This is a genomic window from Corynebacterium faecium (genome assembly GCF_027257105.1).
Classification (GTDB): Bacteria; Actinomycetota; Actinomycetes; order Mycobacteriales; family Mycobacteriaceae; genus Corynebacterium; species Corynebacterium lehmanniae.
Genome location: NZ_JAPYJX010000004.1, coordinates 205,668 through 228,265, shown reverse-complemented (window position 1 = coordinate 228,265; position 22,598 = coordinate 205,668). Strand labels below are relative to the sequence as shown.

Here is a 22,598-nt window from a genome sequence, read left to right as displayed (position 1 = left end):
GAGCGTACCTGGCCATACCGCTACCTCGGCATGTGCCTCCACACCGGCCGCGGCACCATGCGCATGATCGCGGCGAGGACAGCCAGGCGCCGCGGAATCCACACCGTGGCGCTCTTGCCGTGCGCGACGGCGTCCACCACCGCGTCCGCGACCACGTCCGGGGTCACCGACATCACTGCCGGTGTCATCCCTTCCGTCATGGAGCCGACGACGAAGCCCGGTCGCGCGAGGATGAGGTTGAGCCCGGTGCCGTGCAACCGGTCCATCAGTCCCTGGCAGAACGCGTCCAAGCCTGCCTTGGTGGAGCCGTAGACGTAGTTGGCGCGGCGCGCCCGCCACCCCGCGATGGAGGAAAACGCGTAGATTTCGCCGCGCGTCATCTCGTCGGCAAGCACCGTGAGCATGCTCACCTGGGCGAGGTAGTCCACCGTGGCGATGCGGGCGGCCTCGCGCTCGTCGCGCTCCGCGAGCTCCTGGTCGCCGAGGATGCCGAACGCGACGATCGCGGTGGTCACCTCGCCTGCCTCGCGGACGGTGCGCCGGTGCGACTCCAACTCGGTGGCGTCGAGGTCGAGCGCGCGCACTGCCGTGGCACCCGCGGCGAGCAATCGCTTCTCGACGTCCTCCAGTCCCCCGCTCCCCCTGGCCGCCAGCACGACCTGGCGGCCCCGGCAGACGCGTGCGGCGATCTCGCTGCCGATGTCGCTGCGTGCCCCGAGTAGGAGCACCGCACCCTGCCCGGACGAGCGAGCCCCGGTGGCGCTAGGCATCGTCGCCGCCCAGCGTGCGGCGGGTGTGGTTGAGCGTCTCGATGCCGCTGGCAGTCATGCGCACGATGTCTTCGATGCGCATGCCCCACTTGCCCGGCACGTAGATGCCGGGCTCGATGGAAAACGCCATGCCCTCGCGCAGCACCACGTCGGAGTCGGCGATGATGAATGGCTGCTCGTGGCCGGAAAGGCCGATGCCGTGGCCGAGGCGGTGCGTGAAGTACTCGCCGTAGCCGGCGTCTGCGATCACGTCGCGGGCGGCAGCGTCGAGCTCGCCGGCGGTGATGCCAGGCTTGGCGGCCTGGCACGCGGCGTCGAAGGCGCGCTCCAGCACCGTGTAGGCCTCGAGGAAGTCCTTCGGCGCCATGTTCGCATCGCCCACGACGTGGGTGCGCGTGCAGTCGGACTGGTAACCGGACGGCAGCGCGCCGCCAAGGTCCACCACCACCGGGTCGCCCTCCTCGAGGACGCGGTCGGAGAAATCGTGGTGCGGGTTGGAGCCGTTGGGCCCGGAGCCGACGATGACGAACTGCACGTTCGCGTGCTCTTCAAGGATCAACGCGTGCAGCTCGTCTGCGATCTCGCGCTCAGTGCGGCCCGGCTGGAGCAGTTCGGCGGCGCGCTCGTGCACGCGGTCGATGGCGGCGCCGGCCTTCTCCAGCTCGGCGACCTCCTCGGCGTCTTTGACCATGAACAGCTCCGCCACCGCGTCTGACGCGAGCTCGGTCTCGGGCACCAGCGCCTGCAGCGCGAAGACGTGGTCCGCGGTCAGCGACGAGCCCAGGCCTACCGCGCCGCTTCCGAGTTTGTCTGCAACTAGCTGGTACGGGTTGTCCCCGTCGCGCCAGCCGACCACCTCGACGTCCGCGGCGCCGTCCAGCCCCAGCGACTGGATGTCCGTCACCGGAGCCACCACGGTGGTGCCGCCTGGCGCGATCACCAGCGCGGTGAGTCGCTCGTGCGAGGAAGTCCAGGAACCGGTGAGGTAGGCGAATTCCGCGCCGGTGCCGATGACCAGCCCGCCCAAACCGCGCTGTTTGACCAGCTCTGCGGCTTGGCTGCGGCGTTCGGTGTACACATCAGAGTCGAATGCAGTCATGTGCGCCATGGTAGATCGCTAGCATCGTTGCCGTGTTGCCTGCCCTGAACCGCACCGTCGCCCGCCTGAGCACACTCGGCGGCGGCTACTGCTCGGGCGCGCTCATCGCCCCCGACATCGTTCTCTCGTGCGCGCACTTCTTCCGCGAACGCCCGCACACGGGGGCGCAGGTGCGTATCGACGGCTCCGTGTTCCCCGTCGACAGCCTCCACCTCGTGCCCGGCACAGACGTTGCACTGGTGCGTCTGCCTGAGAGGATCGATGTCGCCCCGTTCGTGCTCGGGCCGTCGCCGCGCCCGCTTTCGCGCACGCTCACGCTCGGGTTCGGCGGCCAGGCGCGCAGCGTCCAAGCCCGGCCGGGTGTCTACCTGGGAACGCTGCCGGTGTCCTGGTCCAGGAAGCGCGTGACCCAAGTGCGCCCGGCTGGCCTGGTGTACGCCAACCCGCCGGCGGTGAAGGGCGATTCCGGCGGGCCCGTGCTGGCCGGCGGCAAGGTCATCGGGGTCCAGTCGCTCATTCTGGATCCGAGGGGCACCAACCTGCGCATCGCCACCGTGTCGCTGTGGCCGCGGGGGCTCATGCAGCCCCTGCGCCGGCTTTAGTTGCCGATGGCCACCACGCCGCGGCGGATCGCGTCCACTGCCCGGTTGGCGTTGTCCCGGATCTGGTCCGAGTAGCCGGTCTTTTTGATCTGCTCGAGCAAGTCGATCACCTGTCGGCACCAGCGCACGAAGTCGCCGGGGGTGAGCTCTGCGCCCGATTCCGCAGCGGCGGCCAGCGCATAGCCGAGAGGTGCTCCGGCGGTCCACTGGTGGATGGACAGGCAGAACCCGGGATCCGGCAGACGGGTTGCGGGCAGGTTGTGGCGCTGCTCGTCGGAGACCAGCTCGCCGTAGATGCGCATCGTCTCGTTCATTGCGTCGGCCATGGCGTCGGTGGCGGCCTCGGGGCTGCCGCCGGTGGCGCGGCGGTTCTCAAACACGACCATGGAGGCCAAGCCGGCCAACTCGGCTGGGTCCAGCTCGTCCCAAATCCCGCGCTTGAGGCACTGCGCCACCAAGAGGTCGGAGACGTTGTGGATTCGGGATAGGCGCTCGCCTTCGTCGGTGACCTGCGGTTCGCCGTCGTGAAGCTCGACGTAGTCCATTTCCGTGAGCAGGCCGATGATGCGCTCGAAGGTGCGTCCCAGCGAGTCGGTGGAGGTGTCCACGCGCCGTTCCAGCTTGGCCAGAGCGCGCTCCTCGCGCACGATCTCCTCGGCGGTGCGGGCCAGCAGCTCGCGGTCCGCCGCCGGCCAGTCGTGCACCGGGTGGTTGCGGATGGCCTCGCGCAGCGCGGTGATCTTCTTGTTCGGCCGCACCCGGGACTGCTCGCGCAGGCGCTTCGGGGCGTCGAAGTGGCCGCGGTGCAGAAGGCTCGCCACCTTGCGGGCGTGACGACGCGGCTGGTCCTGCATGTGGCGCGGCACCTTGATGCGGCCCACCACCAGCGGCGGGTTCTTAAACGCCGCGGCGTCGATGCGCCCGGACCAGCCACGCTCCGTGGTCACCCAGGGGCGCGGGTCGTGCGGCTTGCCCGCGGGCTGCACCACGGCGGCGAGCTCCGGCTTACGCTTGCTCGGCAGCGCGATGACCTGGCCCACCTGCAGTGAGCCGAGGATCTTGATCGTCTCGGTGCGGCGGCTGTCCAGGTGGTCGCGCCGTGCCTGCTTCTCCTCCTCAGACAGGTCCCGGCGCAGTTGCGAGTACTCAACCAGCTCGGAGGCTGCGTCGTCGCTAGGCGGAGCGAACGCGGAGATGTCGCGCTCGAGCTTGGTGCGCAGCGAGCGCACCTTCTGCTGCAGCCGTTCGATGTCGCGCACCTCGCCGACCACCGAGCGGTCCGTCTGGAACTGGGCGAAGGACTGCTCGATAAGGCGGATGGAGTCGTCGAAGCCGTTCATGGCCAGCATGTTGATGGCCATGTTGTAGCCGGGCTGGAACTGGGAGATCAGCGGGTAGGTGCGCGTGGACGCCAGCCCCGCCACCTGGTGCGGGTCCATCGCGGGCGCCCACTGCACCACGGCGTTGCCGATGTGGTCGATCCCGCGGCGTCCTGCGCGGCCGGTGAGCTGGGTGTACTGGCCCGGGGTGAGGTCCACGTGGGCCTCGCCGTTGAACTTGACCATCTTCTCCAGCACCACCGTGCGAGCCGGCATGTTAATGCCCAGCGCCAGCGTCTCGGTGGCGAAGACGACCTTGACCAGCCCGCGGACGAACAACTGCTCCACGATGTGCTTGAACGCGGGCAAAAGCCCCGCGTGGTGCGCGGCGAACCCGCGTATCCAGGCGGTGCGCACCTGGCGGAAGTTCAGCACCTCCAGGTCCTCTTTGGGGATACCGTCCACGCCTTCGTCGATAATCTGCTCGATCTCCGCGCGCTCCTCGGGCGTGGTCAGTTCCTTGCGCGAGCGCAGGCATTGGAACAGCGCGCCGTCGCAGCCCGCGCGGGAGAAGATGAACACGATCGCCGGAAGCATGTCCTGGCCCTGGAGGGCGGAGACAACCTCGGGCCGGCCGACGGGGCGCACCTTGTCCTGGCCGCGCGAACGTCCGCTGCGCGAGCGGGAGCGAAAGCCCCTCCCCTCCTCGAAGTCGCGGCGGCCCTCGTCGGAAGAGCCCGCCTCGATGCGCTCGATGGCGTGCTCGAGGCTGCGGTTGACCCGCCCGTCTGTGCCCGGCTCGAACAGCGGAAACATCTTGCGGCCAACCATCATGTACTGGCTCAGCGGCACGGGGCGGTGCTCGGAGACGATGACTTCGGTGTCGCCTCGGACCGCGTCGAGCCATTCGCCGAACTCCTCGGAGTTGGACACGGTGGCGGACAGGCCGATCAGGCTGACGGAATCGTCGAGGTTGAGGATGATCTCCTCCCACACCGCACCCCGGTCGCGGTCCGCCAGGTAGTGGATCTCGTCCATCACCACATGCGTGAGCCGATCCAGCTGGGGCGACTCCGCGTACAGCATGTTGCGTAAGACCTCGGTGGTCATCACAACGATCTCGGCAGAGCCGTTGATGCTGGTGTCGCCGGTAAGCAGACCCACCGCATCTTCGCCGTGCTCGGCGACTAAGTCGTGGTACTTCTGGTTGCTCAGCGCCTTAATCGGCGTGGTGTAGAAGCACTTCGTGCCGCGGTGCAGAGCGAGCGCGACAGCGAACTCGCCGACGATAGTTTTGCCCGAACCGGTGGGCGCGCACACCAGCACGCCGCGGTCCTGCTCCACCGCCTGGCAGGCCTGGAGCTGGAAGTCGTCGAGGGCAAACGGCTTCGCCTCGGCGAACTCCCGCAGAAACGAAGTACCAGGATCGGGGGAAAGCATGCCCCCTACAGTACGTCCCGGAAATCTGCTCCGCCCGCGTAGCCCCGCGGCGAGGAATTCTGCTGAGCTTCCGGCGCGCGCTGCACCGGAGCCGGGCGCTCAATCGGCTCCGCACCGATGCTGCTGGCGCGGCCCACTGGCGTCGGCGCCTCAATCGGGCCGGAGGCTTCCTCGTCGTCCAGATTCATCCACTCAGGGCGCACGCGCTTTTGCTTGCGGTCGTTCCAACGGCAGAACTGGAAGGCCATCTCCACCAGCAGGCAGATGGAGATAGCCAGCGCCACCATGGAGAACGGGTCCTGGCCCGGCGTCATCACCGCAGCAAAAATGAAAATACCGACAATGATAATCCGGCGCTTGTCTTTGACGTGCTCGTAGCGCAGGATGCCCAGCAGGTTGAGCATGATAATGATCAGCGGCACCTCGAAGCTCACGCCGAAGATGACGATGAGCGCGAGGAGGAAGTTGTAGTACTCCCCTCCTGAAAGCGCCGCAATCTGGACCTCGGAGCCCATGGACATGAGCACATACAGGCCCTTGTCCAGGACGAAGTACGCGAGCAGCGCACCGGAGACGAACAGCACAACCGCGATGGTGACGAAGCTGAACGTGTAGCGGCGCTCGTTCTTATGCAGGCCCGGGGTGATGAAGTTCCAGATCTGCGCCAGCCACACCGGGGACGACAGCACAAGGCCTGCCAGAGCGCCTACTTTCAGGCGCAGCATGAACATCTCAAACGGGTTAGTGGCCAGCAGGCGGCATTCGCCGTCGCCGGTGAAATCCGCCCTAAGCTCGGGCGGCAGGTTGCAGTAGGGGCCGCGGATAATCTCGCCCAGCGGCATCATGCGCGGCGGGGCGGTCTGGTACCAGATGAACCCGATGATGGTGCCGACCACAATGGCGGCCAGCGAGATGATGACGCGGCGGCGCAGCTCCTGCAGGTGCTCCACCAGCGACATCTCGCCGGTAGGGTTCTTCTGTTTCTTCGGCCTCTTGGGGGTTTTCGTGCGTGCCATCAGGCAGACTTAGCGCGGATTGTTCTCCGGGCGCTCCCAGAAGTCCGCCTCCTGGGCAGCGCTGCGGGTCTCCTGCGTCGGCGCGGCGTCGATTTGACGCTGCTGCGCCGGGGTTTCCGCCCCGTCTTCGTTGCGCATCTCCTTGACCTCGGACTTGAAGATGCGTGCGGAGCGACCCATGGAACGCGCTAGGTCCGGCAACTTGTTTGCGCCGAACAGCAGCAGCACGACGAAGATGACGATAATGAGCTCGGTCCATCCAATGTTTGGCATGGGTTGTCCTTTCCGAAAACGGTCTAACGCGCAGATTAGTCTAACGCCTCGAGCCCGCGATGCACGCGGGACATGGCCTCGTCGGCGAGTGCTGCTGGTTCGACGATGCGCACCCGGTCCGCCTGGCTCAGGCAGAAGCGCACTAGCCAGTCGTCGCTGCCGTAGCGCATGGTCGCGGGGATCCACTCCCCTGCCGGTTCAGCGCCTTCTTGGTCTTCCTCCGTAGGTTCCTCCAGCTCGATCTCCCAGTAGTCCGCCAGCCACGTGGCCTCCGGGTGGATCAGCAACTTCGCTTGTGCTCGATCGGCCATGCCGAACGGGTCCGCTGGGTCAAAGTCAGTGTCGAAGTCGGTGGCGTCCGAAGGGGCGTCGAGAAGCTCGGCGCGTTGAATCCTGTCCAGGCGGAACGTTCGCATCTCCCCGTTGTGCGCGGCGTGGAGGTAGGTGGCGCCGGACTGGTGGAACAAGCCCGCGGGGTCGACCTCGCGCTCGGTGACGGTGTCCGAGGACGCCGAGTAGTACGTGATGCGCAGCTTGCGCTTGGCGGCGAGCGCTTCGGCGACAGTCCCGGCAACGCCGGCCTCACCGGTATGCTCCGCGTCGCCGACCGCCTGCGATGTGGTCACCGCGCGGATCTTCTCGGCGGCGGTGCGCACGGCGCGGCCGTCCACGAGCCCCGGCATGGTCTCCAGGGAATCCAGCAGGATCAACAGCGCGCTGGCCTCTGCGGGCGACAGGCGCAGCGGCGTGGTCATCCCCTGGTCGTCTTTGATGTTGACGCCCTTCCAGGAGTATTCGAGGTCGATCATCTCGCCCGGCCCGGTGCCCACGCCGGAAAGGAACAGCAGCTCGAAGTCGTCGCGCACCTGCATCGGGTCCGCGCCCAGGTCGCGGGCGATTTCCATCGGGGTCAGCCCCGGGTGGTTCGAGGAGTAGGCCAACAGGTTGAGCAGGCGCACCACGCGCTCTTGGCGCTTGAAGTCCACAGCCATCAGTTCCCCCCTTCCAGTGCGGTGCGCAAAAGCTTGACGACGTCCTCACGGACCTCCGCCGGCTCCACCGCGAGCACGTTTCCGGCGAGGCTAGCGATGGTGCGCACGGCCCAGTCGCGGTCCACGCCACGCAGCGTGATGGTGTCCATCTCCCCTCCCGCGCCGACTTTGGAGGCGCGGGAGCCGCGCTGGGCGAGTTCCTCGCCGGTGCCGGGGGTGACTGTGACGGTGGCGTCGATAAGCTCGCCGCGCAGTGTTTCCTCCACCAGCGCCTGCAGGTCGCCCGCGCGTTCGTGGAACGCGTCCGAGTGGCGCACTTTCTTCAGCTTGGAGATCTTTTTGAGGCGGAACACGCGCACGTCGTCGCGGTCGATGTCGTAGCCGACGAAGTAGGCGCGGTTGTTCAAGGACACCACGCCCCACGGGTCGGCGACGCGGCGCTCCGGGTCCTTGCCGGGGGCGCGGACGAAGTCGAAGGAGATGCGCTGCTTGGCCTGCACGCACTTCACGATGGCGCGCAGTGTGTCGGGGCGCAGCTGGAAGATGTCGTTGGACACGTTCATCAGCGCTGGCGCGTCCATGGAGCGCGTCGCTCCGGACGCGGCGAGCTTGGTCCAGCCGGAGCGGGCGAATTCGCCGAGCGAACCCGGCTTGCTCAGGTCCGCGGCGAGGCCCACCACGGAGGCCTCCTCGGCGGTGAGGTCCACGGCCGGCAACTCGTAGAGGTCCTTGACCACCCACACTTCGCCGTCCTGGTAGCGCGCGGGCACGCCGAGGTCGCGCAACTCGCGCACGTCGCGCTCGATGAGGTGGGTGGCGGCGTCGCGGGAGCGGCCGCCGTAGCCGTCCACGTGCTTTTGCACCCAGGCCACGTCGCGTTTGGCGGGTGAGGCCAGCAAGGCGAACGTGAGCCCGACTTGGCGCACGACCATGTCGTTGTCGTTGGCCACCGCGACCTACCCTTCTTCGGTTTCCTGCGCCCGCACCCAGCTGATGAGGTCGGCTGCGGCGTCGTCCGCGGTGGCGAACGGGTCCTGCAGCTCCACCGTGCGGGGTTCCGGGCGGTTGACCTTCAAGTGCACCCAGTCGACATTATGCGCAAGGCCCCGCTCGCGCACGGCGGAAAGGAACTCGCCGCGGATGGCGGCTCGCGTAGTCGCTGGCGGGTTGTCCACCGCCACCTTGATGGCGGCGTTGTCGATCCACCGCGCCGCGAGCCCCTTGCGCTCCAGCACGTAGAACAGGCCGCGCTCGGGGTTGATGTCGTGGTAGGTCAGGTCGATCTGGGCGAGCTTCGGGTGGTCCCAGCCGCAGCCGAGCCGGTCTTTGAACTGGGTAAGCAGTTTGCGCTTGATCACCCAATCGATCTCCGTGTCCACGCCGGAGAAGTCCTGCGTGGCAATGGCGTCGAGCACGCGGGACCACAGGTCCACCACGCGCGCCATCTCCTCGTTCGGCGTGCCCTCGTCCGGGCGTTGTTCAAGCCAGCGCTTCGCGGCCTCGAGGGTGCGCTGCTGCACCTCGAGCGCGGTGACGGTGCCGCCCGCTGCAAGGTTGAGTTCGGTGGCACCCGTGGGGTCGGCGGCGATGTCGCGGATATGCGCGATCGGGTCTGCGAGCTCCATGTCCGGCAAGTCGAAGCCGGCCTCCAGCATTTCGATGACCAGCAGCATCGAGCCGACTTTCAGCGCGAACGTGGGCTCGGACATGTTGGAGTCGCCCACGATCACGTGCATGCGGCGGAAGCGGTGGGAATCCCCGTGCGGCTCGTCGCGGGTGTTGATGATCGGCCGGGTGCGCGTGGTGGCCGACGAGACACCCTCCCACACCTGGTCCGCGCGTTGGGAGATGACGAACTTGTCCCCCGCGATCTTGCCCGCGCCGCAGATCAGCTGACGCGTGATCAGAAACGGCAGCAGTTGTTGCCCGAAGGACTTCAACGCGAGCTCGCGGCTGATCAGGTAGTTCTCGTGCGCGCCGTAGGAGTTCCCGCGCGAGTCCACGTTGTTTTTGAACAGGTAGGTCGAACCCGTAAACCCGACGTTACGCAGCGCCTCGTCGCACTGCTGTGACAACTGGTGGAAGATCCGCTCCCCCGCCTTGTCGTAGGCCAGAAGCTGGCTCAGCGAGTCGCACTCCGCGGTCGCGTACTCCGGGTGCGAGCCCACGTCCAGGTACAAACGCGAAGCGTTGGCGGTGAATACGTTGGAACTGCGGTGCTGCGCGACCACCGGGCGAAACAGGTAGCGCGCCACCTCTTCGGGCGTGAGCACCTGGCGCGAGCCGTCGTAGGCGGCCACGCCGAACTCTGTTTCCACGCCCATCACGCGGCGCGGGTAGCTGGTTGCCAGCTTACTGCCCGCCCTTCTGCACAAACGACTTCACAAACTCCTCCGAGTTGGAGTCCAACAGCGCGTCAATCTCGTCGAGCAGGTCGTCGGTGCCGGAGGTATTGATCTGGGCCTGGCCGGCAGATTCCGCGGCGACGTCCTCGCCGTGGTTGTCCCCGCCGCCACCGGAAGCGTGTGTCTGTTGCGTAGCCATAGATGCAACCTTAGCGCTCTGGAGCCAGCCCCAGGCCGGAAAGCAGCTCGCGTGTTGCCGCGGATGTTTCGATCAACTCCCCCACGTCCGCCTTGGTGTGGCTGCCCACAAGATCCAGCGGCACCCGGTAGAGCTGCCCGTCCACGGTGAACAGCATGGACTGCCAGTTCGAGGCCGTTAAGTCCTCGGCGAACTTCTCGCCGGCGCGTCCCCGGAAGTAGGCGCGGGTGTCCTCCGGCGGGTGCACCGCGGCACGCGCGATCTCCTCAGCGCTAACCATTGTGCGCATCGCTCCCTTGCGCACCAGCGCGTGGTACAGGGACGTCTTTGGATCGATGTCCGCGTACTGCAAGTCAATCGCCTGCAACTTCGCCTGGGTTGCGCCGCGCTGCTCAAACCTGCGCACCAGCGCCCACTTCGCCGTCCAATCCAGCCGGTCGGCGGTGGACAGCGGGTCGCGCTCGAGATCGTCGAGGACCTCGCCCCACATCTTGAGCGCTAGCTTATCGACGTCACTGCGCCCCTCGCACCCAGCCCTGTATTCACGGAGGATGGAGATCGCTGACAACCTTTGGCCGTCGAGAAGCTCAAGCTCGTATTGCAGCGTGGGGTCGTGGCTGACTGCCTTGATGTCCTCCACCGGGTTTTTCAGGCGCAGGTGCGAGAAATCCACGCCGGACTCAATCGCGTCGAGCACAAGCGAGGTCATGCCGAGTTTGAGGAAGTTGGAGAACTGGCTCATGTTCGCATCGCCCACGATGACGTGCAGGCGGCGGAAATCCTCCTCGGGCGCGTGCGGCTCGTCGCGCGTGTTGACGATGCCGCGGTTGAGCGTGGTCTCCAGCGAAACCTCCTGCTCGAAGTAGTCCGCGCGCTGGGAGATTTGGAAGCCCGGCTCCTGCGACTCCTGGCCGATGCCGACCCGGCCCGCGCCGATGATGACCTGGCGGGTGACGAAGAACGGGATCAGCGCCTGGGTGAGGTTCTCGAAGTTGGTGTGGCGCGAGTACAGGTAGTTCTCGTGGCTGCCGTAGGAGCGGCCCTTGCCGTCGACGTTATTTTTGTAGAACTTCAGTGGCGGGCACGGCTCGTGCTTGGCCAGCACGGAGACCTGCTGCTCCCACAGCTCGCCTATGCAGGCGGCGGCGTCGTTGAGGACGATGTCGCCGGCGGCATCGTAGACCATGGCGTCGAAGGCGTTCGAGCACTCCGGGCTGGAGTACTCCGGGTGCCCGTGGTCGACGTAGTAGCGCGCGCCGTTGGTGGTGACCACGTTGGCCACCCCGATCGCGTTTGCGTCCACAACCGGCACGCTGCGGTAGCGCTGCAGGTTGAAGCCGCGGGCGTCTTTCAGCGGGGCTTCTTCCGCATAGTCCCAGCGGGTGCGGGCCTGGGTGCGCAGCGCCGCGTAGGCAACCACCGCGTGCGTGGAGGTGACCAGGGGGCTGATCTGCGGGTTGTCCGGGCAGGTGATGCCGTACTCCGTCTCGGTTCCCAAGTAACGCGTCATAGATGTCGAGCCTACAGGCGCGCCCACGTTTGGAAGATAATGCGATCAGACGTATTTTATTTGAGTATGACTTCCGTAACATCGCCCGGTGCGGCCGCGCCGCAGACCGAGCGCAAATTCTTCGGCCAGCCCTGGGGGCTGGCCAACCTCTTCGGCATTGAGCTGTGGGAGCGCTTCAGTTTCTACGGCATGAACGCGCTGCTGGGGTACTACATGTACTACTCCACGACTGAAGGCGGTCTCGGCATCGACGAGCCCACGGCGTTAAGCCTGGTTGGCGCATACGGTGGCTTCGTCTACATGATGGCACTCGTCGCCTCTTTCGTGGGCGACCGGATCCTCGGCGCGGAGCGCACCCTTTTCTACTCGGCGATCTTGGTCATGATCGGCCACGCCGTGCTCGCCCTCGTTCCGGGCGCCACAGGACTCGCCATCGGCCTGGTGTGCATCGGCATCGGATCCGGCGGCGTGAAGACGGCGACTCAGGTGGTGCTCGGCGACCTGTACACACGCGAGGACCCGCGCCGCGACGCAGGCTTTTCCATCTTCTACATGTCCGTCAACATCGGCGGTCTGCTCGGCCCCTGGCTTACGGGCTTAGTGTGGGGGCAGGCAGGCTTCCACTGGGGCTTCGGCCTGGCCGCCATCGGCATGGCAATCGGCCTGGTGCAGTACATACTCATGCGTAAATCCACCATCGGCGCCGCCGGTGCCGAGGTTCCCAACCCGCTGCCGCGGTCGAAGTGGGCACCCGTCGGTTTCAGCGCGCTGGCAGTTGCCGCGATCATGGTCGGTCTGCTCACCACGGGCATCCTGCCGTTGGGCTTGCTGAGCTGGGTCGTCTTCGCCATCGCCCTTGCCGCGACGGTCATCCTGCTGTGGGAGATGTTCACCTCCGACAAGGTCACCGCCCACGAGAAGTCGCGCCTGACCGGCTACATCCCACTGCTCGCCGGCTCCGTGGCGTTCTTCGCCATCTTCCAGTCCCAGTTCACCGTGGTGGCGCTGTACACCGACCAGCGCGCGAACCTGGACTTCTTCTGGACTGAGCTCGAGCCCTCGCAGGTGCAGTCCTTCAACCCGCTGTTCATCATCATCTTCGCCCCGATCTTCGCCACCATGTGGACGAAGCTGGGCGAGCGCCAGTGGGCGTCTGCCACGAAGTTCGGCGTGGCCAACATCATCATCGGCCTGTCGCTGTTCATCTTCCTGCCGTACGTGGGCAAGGGCGAGAACTCCACCCCGCTCGCAGTGCTGGTGCTGATTCTGTTCCTGTTCACCATGGGTGAGCTCCTGTTGTCGCCGGTCGGCAACTCGCTGGCCACCAAGGTCGCACCGGTGGCGTTTAAGTCGCGCCTGTTCGCGGTGTGGCTGATGTCCGTATCCATGGGTACCGCGCTATCCGGCGTCCTCGGCTCGCTGTACAACCCGAACGACGCGACCGCGGAGCGCACCTTCTTCCTCACGCTGTCCGCGATCACTATCGTGCTCGGGTTGGTGCTTATCGCGATCAGCCGTTGGGTCGTGCGCAAGTTTGGGGACGTGCGCTAGGCGGAGCTTGCGTCGCAAAGCTAAAGCTCGTTACTCGCACCTCGTCTATCAAAAACGAGGTGCAGGTAACGAGCTTTACGCGTTGAATGCCCTACCAGCCGCGCTCGGCCAGGCGGTGCGGCGCGGGAAGGTCGGCGACGTTGATGCCCACCATCGCCTCGCCCAGGCCGCGGGAGGCCTCGGTGACCACCGCGATGTCGTTCCAATTCTTCGTTGCCCTGACCACGGCCTTCGCGCGGGCCTCAGGGTTACCGGACTTGAAGATGCCGGAGCCGACGAACACACCGTCCGCGCCGAGCTCCATCATGAACGCGGCGTCCGCCGGGGTGGACACGCCGCCGGCGACCAAAAGCGGCACCGGCAGCTTGCCGTTCTCCGCCACCTGCGCGACCAGCTCGTACGGCGCCTGCAGCTCCTTGGCTGCGACGTAGAGCTCGTCGCGGTTGTTGGCCCAAATGGCCTGCAGCGCGGCGATCTCGCTGGTGATCTTGCGGATGTGCTTGGTGGCCTCGGAGACGTCGCCGGTGCCGGCCTCGCCCTTGGAACGGATCATGGACGCGCCCTCGTTGATGCGGCGCAGCGCCTCGCCCAGGTTGGTCGCGCCGCAGACGAACGGCACGGAAAAGCCGCGCTTGTCAATGTGATTGACGTAGTCAGCGGGGCTGAGCACCTCGGATTCGTCGATGTAGTCCACGCCCAGGTGCTCGAGGATCTTCGCCTCCACCACGTGGCCGATGCGGGCCTTGGCCATGACCGGGATGTCGACGGTCTCGATGATGCCCTCGATGAGGTCCGGGTCGGACATGCGGGCGACACCACCCTGGGCGCGGATATCGGCAGGCACGCGCTCCAGCGCCATGACGGCGGACGCGCCGGCGTCCTCGGCGATCTTGGCCTGCTCGGGCGTGACCACGTCCATGATCACGCCGCCGATGAATTTCTGGTTCAACTCTTCTGTTTGATGCATACCGCTTAGTCTGCCTCGAGAACTGGTAGATTCCAAGTGCCAGTTCCATTTAGTTTCTTTGGACCAGTTGATGCTGCTGCATGTCTCCCGCGACCACCCAACGCCCATCCCCGCGCAGATCGCCGCGGGCATTCGCGACGCCGTTGCCACAGGCGCACTTTCGCCTAACGACGCCATCCCGTCCACCCGCGCCCTCGCCGAACAACTCGGCGTCTCCCGCGGCAGCGTGGTGACCGCCTACGACCAGCTCGAGGGCGAGGGCTACCTTCTGACCAGCCAAGGCGCACCGACGCGGATCCACCCGGACCTCACCGTCGCCACGCTCCTGCCCGAGCCCATCGCCGACACGCCTGCCCGCACAACCCCGAAGGCCCGAATCTCCCTGAAGCCCTCGCCCGGCAGCGCGGGCACCATCCGCCCCGCAACCTGGCGTAAGGCGTGGCGTGAGGCAGCCGCGGAGCCCGGCAATTCCGTGGACAAGTCCGGCGAGCCCGAGCTGCGCCACGCCGTGGCCGAGCACCTCCGGCTCGCACGAAGCATGCGCGTGTCCCCGGACCAGATTGTGGTCACCGGCGGCTCCCGCGAGGGACTCATGTGCATCCTCTTTGCGCTTGGTCCAAACCTGCGCGTGGGCGTGGAAGACCCCGGGCACCCGGGACTGCGGCGCGTGATCCCGCTCGGCGGCCACGAGGTCGTGGAATGCGCCACGGACACCGACGGCGTCGTGGTGAACGCCCTCCCCGACTCTCTCGACGCCCTGCTGGTCACCCCGTCGCACCTTTACCCCTTCGGCGGCGCCATGCCCGCCGCCCGCCGCGTGGAGCTGCTTGAGTGGGCCGCGCGCACCAACACCGTGGTGATCGAGGACGACTTCAACACCGAGCTGCGCTACCGCATCTCCCCGCAGCCGGCGCTGTCCTCGCTGGCCACCCGCGCGGACGTGCTCACCCTCGGCACGTTTTCCACGCTGCTGTCCCGCGAACTCGCCGCGGGCTACGTTGTGGCCTCGCCGGCAACGGCCGAGGCGTTGCGCGAGGTCCGCAGCGTCCTAGGCATGCCGGTTTCGTCTGTCACCCAGCGAGCCATTGCGCATTTGCTTAACGACGGCGTCGCCCGCCACGCATCCCGCGCCGTCCACCGCGGGCTGGCGCAACGACGCGAGGTGCTGAACGAGCAGCTTGTCCCGCTGTTCGATGGGGCCCGACTCGCTCCCGGCGACGGCGCGGACCTCACGGTGCGTTTCGGCACCCGAGAAGATCGGGACGAGTTTGAAACGCGTCTGCTTGAGGCCGGTATCGAATCCGGGCACGAATCCACTTTGTGGACCAACAGCGGCGACGGCTTAGTGCTGAGCTTCGCGCACCTCAACGCCAGCGATTTCGATGTCGCTGTCGACACTGTTGCCCAGACGCTCACTACCCTGGGCCGAGCCCAGACGTGAAGCGAAAGAGAGAACGGATATGGACGAGACAACAAGCTTTGCGAGTCAACACTTTGACGTCGTTGTCGTCGGTGGCGGATTCGCAGGGACCGCGGCAGCGATCAATCTCGCGCGAGCGAACCGGAAGGTATGCCTCGTGGACGCGGGTACGCCTAGGAACCGCAACAGTGAGCACATGCACGGCGTGATCGGTCTCGACGCAGCGAATCCCTCCGCACTGCTTGCCCGCGGCCACGCCGAGTTCGTGTCGTACGGGGGTCTACTTATCGACGGACGCGTAGAAAGCCTAGAGCACATGGCCACGGGCGATTGGTCCGTGAAGCTCGCGATAGGCGAAGCCTCCACGGCTTCGCAAGTGCTGGTTGCAACCGGAATCACGGATGTGCTTCCCGAAGTGCCTGGGTTGAGCGAGATGTGGGGAACCCGAGTCTTTCACTGCCCCTACTGCCACGGGCACGAAGTCAACAGCAAGAACCTCGGTGTCGTCGGAGGCAAGAACCCAGGGTTCACCACCAGGATCGCAACGTTGCTGACCAAGTGGGCATCCAGTGTCACTCTTTACTCCAACGGGACGGACCTGAGCCCAGAGCAGCGCGAACGCCTTGAACAGCGTGGAGTAGCTCTCGTCGTCGATGAGGTATCGCGAGTTTCACCAGCCACTGACGACGACCACGCCGTCGAGATCACCACTGGCTCCGGGCCGATTCGCTATGAAGCCTGCTTCACCGGTCCGGAGTTCAAACCGAACGACAAACTCCTCCGGGATGCTGGCTGCACTGTTGCAGATGGCTGGGTCCAGGTTGAGGGAGGCAAGACCTCGCAGCCTGGACTGTGGGCGGTCGGCAACGTCGTTAGCTCGCCGGATCAGGTCTCTCAAGCGCTCGGATCGGGTGCCGCCGTGGCTATCGCCATCGACCAGCATCTCTTCGACCAGAACTAGACGACGGAAAGCGAGCCGTTTACCCGATGACCTCCGCGGCAACGACGCGCTTGCCGTGGCGGCCGGTGATGCGTGCCCACTCGTCGGGATTGGCGGTGTTCGGCATGTCCTCACTCTCGTCCTGCTCGGCGCGGACAGCCTGGCGCAGGTGCTCTTCGGTCAGGCCCGCGGTAGATACGCCCGAGAGGTGGTCCTTGATCGCCAACTTCTTGGCGCGGTCCACCACGTTGGCGATCATCGCGCCGGAGACGAAGTGGTGGTAGTGCAGGGTTTCGGCGGAGCCGTCGACAAGCTCTAAGCGTACAAAGGGGCGCGGGGCGAACATGGCGTCGGCGGTGGCGTCGATAAGCACCTCGCGCGGGGATGCAAGCGGGACCTCGTCGGTGATGTAGCGCGCGAGGATGTCTTTGGCCTCGTCCTTGTTGGGGCGGGAGACGCGGATTTTGATGTCCAGGCGGCCCGGGCGCAGGATGGCCGGGTCGATGAGTTCCTCGCGGTTGGTCGCGCCGATGACGATGACGTTGGCGATGTCCTCCACGCCGTCGATCTCGGTGAGCAGCTGTGGCACCACCGTGGTCTCCATGTCGGAAGAGACGCCGGAGCCGCGGGTGCGGAAGATGGATTCCATCTCGTCGAAGAAGACGATCACCGGGTTGCCTCCGGCGGCGAGTTCGCGGGCGCGCTCGAAGATCAGGCGGATGCGGCGCTCGGTTTCGCCGACGAACTTGTTTAAAAGCTCGGGGCCCTTGACGTTGATGAAGTGCGCCTGTCCCCCGTCGCCGATGCGCTGCGACAGCGAATTCGCCACCGCCTTAGCGATGAGCGTCTTGCCGCAGCCGGGCGGGCCGTACAGCAGCAGGCCCTTTGGAGGGCGCAGGTCGTAGGCCTGGTAGAGCTCCGGGTGGGAAAACGGCAGCTCCACCGAATCCTGGATGGTCTCGATCTGGGAGGCCAAACCGCCGATGTCGGCGTAGGTGACATCCGGGACATCGTCGAGGGAAAGCTGATTGACCTCCGTTTTTGCGATGCGCTCAAACGCGTAGCCGGCAGACGCGTTGACTAGCACCGTGTCGCCGGCGCGGGCGGCTTCGCGCAGCGGCTCGGCGAGCATAACGATCGATTCCGCGCCCTGCTGGTCCGCCACAATCGCGCGGTCCACGCCGACGCGCTCGACCATGGTGGCGAGCTGCCCGGTGGGGTCGAACCCGCAGGTCTCCACCACGATCGTGCCTTCGCCAAGACGCACCAGCGTGCCGGGAACCAGCTTGGAGGGATCCACCAGCGGCGACACCTTCAGCCGCATCCGCCGGCCGGTGGTGTGTACCTCGGCCTCGCCGTCGCGTGGGGCGGGTGCGAGGTAAATCCCGTACGTGGATGCCGGCTCGTTGAGTTCCTCGACTTTCGCGTACAAGTCGTTGAGCTTATCGCGGCTGACTTTCAGCAGCTCAGCGAGCTTCTCGTTGCGCGACCCGAGATCGCGGTTCTTGCGCTTGAGCTCGCGCAGCTCCGGTCCGAAGGCATCGTCGTGGATTTCAGGCATACGTTCGAGCCTACATAGGAGCGGGAGGCTTATCGACGAGCTTTGCGCTGCGGCCGCGGCGGCGTCACCCCGTCGGCAAGCCGGCGCGTCCACACGAGGAATGCCGTGTGGGCGTTCATGCGGTGCTCCGGGCGCGTGGCAAGGCCGTCGACCTTCCACTCGCGCAGCAGGGTTTCCCACGCGCGCGGCTCGGTGAAGCACTTCGCCTCGCGGATGGCCTCCATGATGTTCATCAGCTGCGGCACCGTGGCCACGTACGTCATGAACACGCCGCCCGGGATGAGCACGTTTTTCACGGTGTCGATGAAGTGCCACGGCTCCACCATGTCCAAGATGACGCGGTCGACCTGGCCGTCCAAGTCTTCCGGGGTGACTTCGCCGAAGTCGCCGAGGCGCGGGGTCCACCACTCCGGCTCGCCGCCGAAATAGTCGGCGACGTTGTCTTTGGCGAACGCAAGGTGGTCGTCGCGGATCTCGTAGGAGTAGACGTGGCCCTCCGGGCCCACCGCGCGCAGCAGCGACATGGTCAACGCGCCGGAGCCGGCGCCCGCCTCAAGCACGCGCGCGCCCATGAAGATGTCGCCCTCGACCAGAATCTGGGCGGCGTCCTTCGGGTAGATCACCGCGGCGCCGCGCGGCATGGACAGCACGTGGTCCACCAGCAGGTGGCGGAAGCACAGGTAGTCGGAGCCGAGCGTCGACTTCACCACGGTGCCCTCGTCGGCGCCGATGATGTCGTCGTGGCTGACTATGCCCTTGTGCGAGTGGAACTGCCCGCCCTCTTTGAGCTCGATGGTGAAGTGGCGGCGCTTCGCGTCTGTGAGCTGCACCTTGTCGCCTGGCTGGAACGGTCCCGAATACATGGCGGTAAGTATGCCCTACTGCGCGGCCGCATAAAAAGCCGTCAGCGCGCGCACGAAGTAGTCCATGTCGTCCACGCCGCACAGCTCGCGCGCGGAGTGCATGGACAACAGCGGCACGCCGACATCCACCGTGGGAAGGCCCAGGCGTGTCGACGAAATCGGCCCGATGGTGGACCCGCACGGCACCGCGTTGTTGCCCACGAACGTCTGGTGCGGCACGCCCGCCGCGCGGCAGGCCAGGATCCACTCCGTCTCCGTGGCAGCGTTGGAGGCGTAGCGCTGGTTCGCGTTGATCTTCAGCACCGGACCCTTGTTCACCAGCGGGTGGTGGGTGGGGTCGTGCTTGCCCGGGTAGTTCGGGTGCACCGCGTGGGCCGCATCGGCGGAGACCTGGATGGAGCCCGCGATGATCTCGGCCGGGTCGCCGAAGCCTTGCGCCACCTTGGTCAGCACGCGCTCTAGCAGCGGCCCGCCGGCGCCGGCGGTGGACGCGGAACCTACCTCCTCATGGTTGAAGGCCGCCAGCACCAGGATGTCTTGCGCCTCGTCCTTCGCCGCGAGCATCGCCTCCAGGGAGGCCCACACACTGGTGAGGTTGTCCAGGCGTCCCGCCGCGAGCAGGTCGCCGATGACCTCGCCGCGCTGAGCGTCGGCGGTGATCAGTTCGTGCGCCACGATGTCCTCGGCGCTGATGCCCGCGGACTCCGAGGCCAACTCCAGCAGCGGACGGTCCACGCCCAGGATGGGTTGGGTGTGCACCTGGCGGTCAATCTCCGGAACGTCGCCGCGGTAGAGGTGGATGGCCAAATTCGGCACGCGCGCGATCGGGCCGGTATTCACCAGGTGCTCGGTGCGGTCCGCGGTGACCACGCGGCCGACGAACGTGAGGTCGCGGTCGAACCAGCTGGCCAGAATCGGCCCGCCGTAGACCTCCACGGCCACCTGGCGGAAGCCTTCGCGCACCACGTCAGGGTCCGGCTTGGCCATCAGCCCCGGCGAATCGGTGTGGGAGCCGACCACCCTGAAACGCGGGCGGGCCTTCTCCGGCACCCACCAGGCGACCACGGCGCCGTCGCGCACGATGAGGTGGCCGCCGGGGGCGTGTGCGTCGTCGTCAAGCGAAAAGCCCTCCGCCTGCAACCTTGAGGCGACGTTGCTCGCGGCGTGGAATGCGGAGGGACTCTCGGCGATGAAATCGATGAACGGCTGTGTCATGGCTCCACTCTATGATGTTGGGCACCATGTCTGATGCCAGCACTCCCCCACGCCCACTAGCCATCTCGCCGTCGCGCGCCTCCGACTACAAGCGCTGCCCGCTGCAGTACCGGCTGCGCGCTATCGACAAGATCCCGGAGCCGTCCACGGAGGCGCAGGTCAAAGGCACGCTGGTGCATGCCGTGCTGGAGGAGATGTTCGCCTGGCCGCGCGAGGAGCGCACATACCCGGCCGCGGTGAAGCGGCTGAAGCCGAACTGGGAGAAAATGCGCGAAGAGGATCCCACTTGTGCGGAGCCGGTCGAGGACGAGTACCAGTTGCTTGTAGACGCCCGCACGTTGCTGCGCGGCTACTTCACCATGGAAAACCCGCTGGGCTTCGACGCCCACGCCCAGGAGATGCCGGTGGATTTCACGCTGCCGAACGGGGTGCCGGTGCGCGGTTTCATTGACCGCGTGGACATCGCGCCCACTGGTGAGGTGCGCGTGGTCGACTACAAAACCGGCAAGAAGCCGCTGCCGCGCTACTCCGAGGACGCGCAGTTCCAGATGCGCTTCTATGCGCTGGTGTACTGGCGCATGTTCGGGGTTGTGCCCACGCAGCTGAAGCTGATGTATCTGAAGGTGATGGACTCGATGATCCTCGCCCCCTCGCGCGAGGAACTGGAGTACTTCGAGCGCGATCTGGCGGAATTGTGGTGGAAGATCGAGGCCGACGGTAAATCAGGCAACTTCCGCCCGCAGCAGTCCAAGCTGTGCGGGTGGTGCGCCTTCCAGCACCTGTGCCCGGTCTTCGGCGGCACTCCCCCGGCGTACCCCGGGTGGCCGGGGTCGCGGGCGGAGGCCTAGAACAGGCCGGAGACCACGCCGTCGGCGTCGACGTCGATGTTGTTGGCTGCCGGCTGCTTGGGCAGGCCCGGCATGGTCATCACGTCGCCGGTGAGCACGAGCACGAAACCGGCGCCGGTGCGCGGGACGATGTTGCGCACGTGCAGCGTGTGGCCTTCCGGCGCGCCGAGCTGGGTCGGGTCGTCCGAGAAGGAGTACTGCGTCTTGGAGATGCACACCGGCAGGTTGTCGAAGCCGTTGTCCTTGAGCGTCTGCAGGTCCTTCAGCGCTGCGGCGGAGTACTGCACGTCGGCGGCGCGGTAGATCTCCTTGGCGATGGTCTCGATGGACGCCTCCACGCCCTCGGCCGGGTCGTAGAGCGAGTGTGAGGTGCCCTCGGTGAGGTTGTCCAGCAGCGTCTCGGCCAGCTCGAGCGCGCCGTCGCCGCCCTTGCCCCACACGTCCGCCTCGGCCAGCGCGATGTCCTTGGCCTGTGCCCAGTTCTTCAGGAAGTCCAGCTCGGCCTCGGAGTCGGTGGCGAAGCGGTTAAGTGCGACCACCGGGGTCACGCCGAACTTGCGCACGTTTTCCACGTGGCGCTCGAGGTTGACGATTCCCTCCTCAAGCGCGGCGACGTTCTCGTCGGAAAGCTCCGCCTTGGCCACACCAGCGTTGTGCTTGATGGAGCGCACCGTGGCCACGATGACGGCGCCGGCGACGTCCAGCTCACCGTAACGGGCCTTAATATCGAAGAACTTCTCCGCGCCCAGGTCGGAGCCGAAGCCGGCCTCGGTGAGCACGATGTCCGCGTACTGCTGGGCGGTGCGGGTGGCGATCAGGGTGTTGCAACCGTGGGCGATGTTGGCGAACGGGCCGCCGTGGATGAACGCCGGGGTGCCGCCGAGGGTCTGCACCAGGTTCGGGTTGACCGCGTCCTTGAGCAGCGCGGCCATCGCGCCCTGGGCGTCGAGGTCGCCGGCGGTGACCGGCTTCTTGTCGTAGGTCAGGCCGATGGTGATGTTGGCCAGGCGCTGTTTCAGGTCCTCCAGGTCCGTGGCCAGACCCAGAATCGCCATGATCTCGGAGGCAGCGGTGATGGTGAAGCCGGTCTCCACCGGGACACCGTGGGCCGGCCCGCCCAGGCCGGTGACGACGTTGCGCAGCGCGCGGTCGTTGACGTCCACACAGCGCTGCCAGGTCACGCGGCGCGGATCAATATTGAGTTCGTTGCCCTGGTGGATGTGGTTGTCAATGAGCGCGGCCAGCGTGTTGTTGGCGCTGGTGATCGCGTGGAAATCACCGGTGAAGTGCAGGTTGATCTGCTCCATCGGCACCACCTGGGAGTAACCGCCGCCGGCGGCGCCGCCCTTGATGCCCATCACGGGGCCGAGCGACGGCTCGCGCAGCGCCACCATTGCGTTTTTGCCCAGCTTCGCCAGCGCGTCCGTCAGGCCAATCAGCGTGGTGGACTTGCCCTCGCCCGCGGGAGTCGGCGAGACACCGGTGACCACGACGAGCTTGCCGGGGGCGTTGTCCGGGCTCTGGGTGATGTCCACCTTGGCCATGTGCTTGCCGTACGGGATCAGCGCATCGCCGGACACCCCGGCCTTCTCAGCGATCTCCCCAACCGGGGCGAGTGTGTGGGCCTGAGCAATTTCGACGTCAGTCAACGGTTGTGCAGTCATGCAC

The 22,598-nt window shown here is 66.4% G+C and carries 20 protein-coding genes; 5 read left to right on the top strand and 15 right to left on the bottom strand.

Going from position 1 to position 22,598, the window contains the following annotated elements; all coding sequences use genetic code 11:
* Positions 1-20: 20 nt before the first annotated feature.
* Positions 21-770, bottom strand: a complete 750-nt coding sequence (locus O5O53_RS06050) for an SDR family oxidoreductase (protein ID WP_269509918.1) — start codon at positions 768-770, stop codon at positions 21-23.
* Positions 763-1,878 carry a M24 family metallopeptidase gene (locus tag O5O53_RS06045; RefSeq protein WP_437177844.1) on the bottom strand — a complete coding sequence of 372 codons (1,116 nt, stop codon included), beginning with the start codon at positions 1,876-1,878 and terminating at the stop codon, positions 763-765. Before O5O53_RS06045 ends, O5O53_RS06050 begins: the two co-directional genes overlap by 8 nt.
* Positions 1,879-1,901: 23 nt before the next feature.
* On the opposite strand from O5O53_RS06045, the gene O5O53_RS06040 reads away from it, so the two are divergent.
* Positions 1,902-2,471, top strand: coding sequence for a S1 family peptidase (locus O5O53_RS06040; protein WP_269509912.1), 570 nt, complete (start codon positions 1,902-1,904; stop codon positions 2,469-2,471).
* On the opposite strand, the gene O5O53_RS06035 is transcribed toward O5O53_RS06040, so the two are convergent.
* From O5O53_RS06035 to dop, 8 genes are all read right to left on the bottom strand, one after another.
* On the bottom strand, positions 2,468-5,230 hold the full coding sequence (locus tag O5O53_RS06035) for a DEAD/DEAH box helicase (RefSeq protein ID WP_269509909.1): 2,763 nt from the start codon (positions 5,228-5,230) through the stop codon (positions 2,468-2,470). The two genes, O5O53_RS06040 and O5O53_RS06035, sit on opposite strands and share 4 nt — an antisense overlap.
* Positions 5,231-5,235: 5 nt before the next feature.
* On the bottom strand, positions 5,236-6,189 hold the full coding sequence (gene tatC / locus O5O53_RS06030) for a twin-arginine translocase subunit TatC (RefSeq protein WP_269510050.1): 954 nt from the start codon (positions 6,187-6,189) through the stop codon (positions 5,236-5,238).
* A 66-nt stretch (positions 6,190-6,255) separates the two neighbouring features.
* Complete coding sequence (gene tatA, locus O5O53_RS06025; RefSeq protein WP_181888418.1) at positions 6,256-6,519, bottom strand: Sec-independent protein translocase subunit TatA; 264 nt, start codon at positions 6,517-6,519, stop codon at positions 6,256-6,258.
* A 35-nt stretch (positions 6,520-6,554) separates the two neighbouring features.
* Entirely contained in the window at positions 6,555-7,511 is a 957-nt protein-coding gene (locus tag O5O53_RS06020) for a helix-turn-helix transcriptional regulator (RefSeq protein WP_269509906.1), read from the bottom strand.
* Positions 7,511-8,461 (bottom strand): helix-turn-helix transcriptional regulator, encoded by a 951-nt coding sequence (locus O5O53_RS06015; protein ID WP_269509904.1) that lies wholly within the window; start codon positions 8,459-8,461, stop codon positions 7,511-7,513. The genes O5O53_RS06020 and O5O53_RS06015 overlap by 1 nt, the downstream gene beginning before the upstream one ends.
* Before the next feature lie 6 nt (positions 8,462-8,467).
* Positions 8,468-9,835, bottom strand: coding sequence for a Pup--protein ligase (gene pafA, locus O5O53_RS06010; RefSeq protein ID WP_269510047.1), 1,368 nt, complete (start codon positions 9,833-9,835; stop codon positions 8,468-8,470).
* Between the two features lie 28 nt (positions 9,836-9,863).
* Positions 9,864-10,055 carry a ubiquitin-like protein Pup gene (locus O5O53_RS06005; protein WP_070845309.1) on the bottom strand — a complete coding sequence of 64 codons (192 nt, stop codon included), beginning with the start codon at positions 10,053-10,055 and terminating at the stop codon, positions 9,864-9,866.
* Positions 10,056-10,065: 10 nt separating this feature from the next.
* Positions 10,066-11,565: a depupylase/deamidase Dop gene (gene dop / locus O5O53_RS06000; protein WP_269509901.1), complete on the bottom strand. Its 1,500-nt coding sequence runs from the start codon at positions 11,563-11,565 to the stop codon at positions 10,066-10,068.
* 66 nt (positions 11,566-11,631) lie between these two features.
* Here dop and O5O53_RS05995 point away from each other — a divergent pair, with 66 nt between their 5' ends.
* On the top strand, positions 11,632-13,116 hold the full coding sequence (locus O5O53_RS05995; protein ID WP_269509898.1) for a peptide MFS transporter: 1,485 nt from the start codon (positions 11,632-11,634) through the stop codon (positions 13,114-13,116).
* A gap of 91 nt (positions 13,117-13,207) precedes the next feature.
* Here the strand turns inward: O5O53_RS05995 and pdxS are convergent, their stop codons facing one another.
* A complete protein-coding gene (pdxS, locus tag O5O53_RS05990; RefSeq protein ID WP_269509895.1) occupies positions 13,208-14,083 on the bottom strand; it encodes a pyridoxal 5'-phosphate synthase lyase subunit PdxS in 876 nt (291 codons plus the stop codon).
* A gap of 70 nt (positions 14,084-14,153) precedes the next feature.
* Between pdxS and pdxR the strand changes: the two genes are divergently transcribed.
* Both pdxR and O5O53_RS05980 read left to right on the top strand, forming a co-directional pair.
* Positions 14,154-15,524 (top strand): MocR-like pyridoxine biosynthesis transcription factor PdxR, encoded by a 1,371-nt coding sequence (gene pdxR, locus O5O53_RS05985; RefSeq protein ID WP_269509892.1) that lies wholly within the window; start codon positions 14,154-14,156, stop codon positions 15,522-15,524.
* A 19-nt stretch (positions 15,525-15,543) separates the two neighbouring features.
* Positions 15,544-16,464: an NAD(P)/FAD-dependent oxidoreductase gene (locus tag O5O53_RS05980; protein WP_269509889.1), complete on the top strand. Its 921-nt coding sequence runs from the start codon at positions 15,544-15,546 to the stop codon at positions 16,462-16,464.
* Between the two features lie 19 nt (positions 16,465-16,483).
* On the opposite strand, the gene arc is transcribed toward O5O53_RS05980, so the two are convergent.
* Genes arc through O5O53_RS05965 form a run of 3 tightly spaced genes read right to left on the bottom strand, consistent with a single transcriptional unit; the run spans position 16,484 to position 20,082 of the window.
* Positions 16,484-18,004, bottom strand: a complete 1,521-nt coding sequence (arc, locus tag O5O53_RS05975) for a proteasome ATPase (RefSeq protein ID WP_269509886.1) — start codon at positions 18,002-18,004, stop codon at positions 16,484-16,486.
* A gap of 29 nt (positions 18,005-18,033) precedes the next feature.
* Positions 18,034-18,867 carry a tRNA (adenine-N1)-methyltransferase gene (locus O5O53_RS05970; RefSeq protein WP_063936707.1) on the bottom strand — a complete coding sequence of 278 codons (834 nt, stop codon included), beginning with the start codon at positions 18,865-18,867 and terminating at the stop codon, positions 18,034-18,036.
* 15 nt (positions 18,868-18,882) lie between these two features.
* The gene (locus O5O53_RS05965; RefSeq protein WP_269509883.1) at positions 18,883-20,082 is read right to left on the bottom strand and encodes a M18 family aminopeptidase; all 1,200 of its coding nucleotides are present in this window, start codon (positions 20,080-20,082) and stop codon (positions 18,883-18,885) included.
* 26 nt (positions 20,083-20,108) lie between these two features.
* Here O5O53_RS05965 and O5O53_RS05960 point away from each other — a divergent pair, with 26 nt between their 5' ends.
* Positions 20,109-20,930 carry a RecB family exonuclease gene (locus O5O53_RS05960; protein ID WP_269509880.1) on the top strand — a complete coding sequence of 274 codons (822 nt, stop codon included), beginning with the start codon at positions 20,109-20,111 and terminating at the stop codon, positions 20,928-20,930.
* On the opposite strand, the gene O5O53_RS05955 is transcribed toward O5O53_RS05960, so the two are convergent.
* Positions 20,927-22,594, bottom strand: coding sequence for a formate--tetrahydrofolate ligase (locus tag O5O53_RS05955; RefSeq protein WP_269509877.1), 1,668 nt, complete (start codon positions 22,592-22,594; stop codon positions 20,927-20,929). The two genes, O5O53_RS05960 and O5O53_RS05955, sit on opposite strands and share 4 nt — an antisense overlap.
* Positions 22,595-22,598 lie beyond the last annotated feature (4 nt).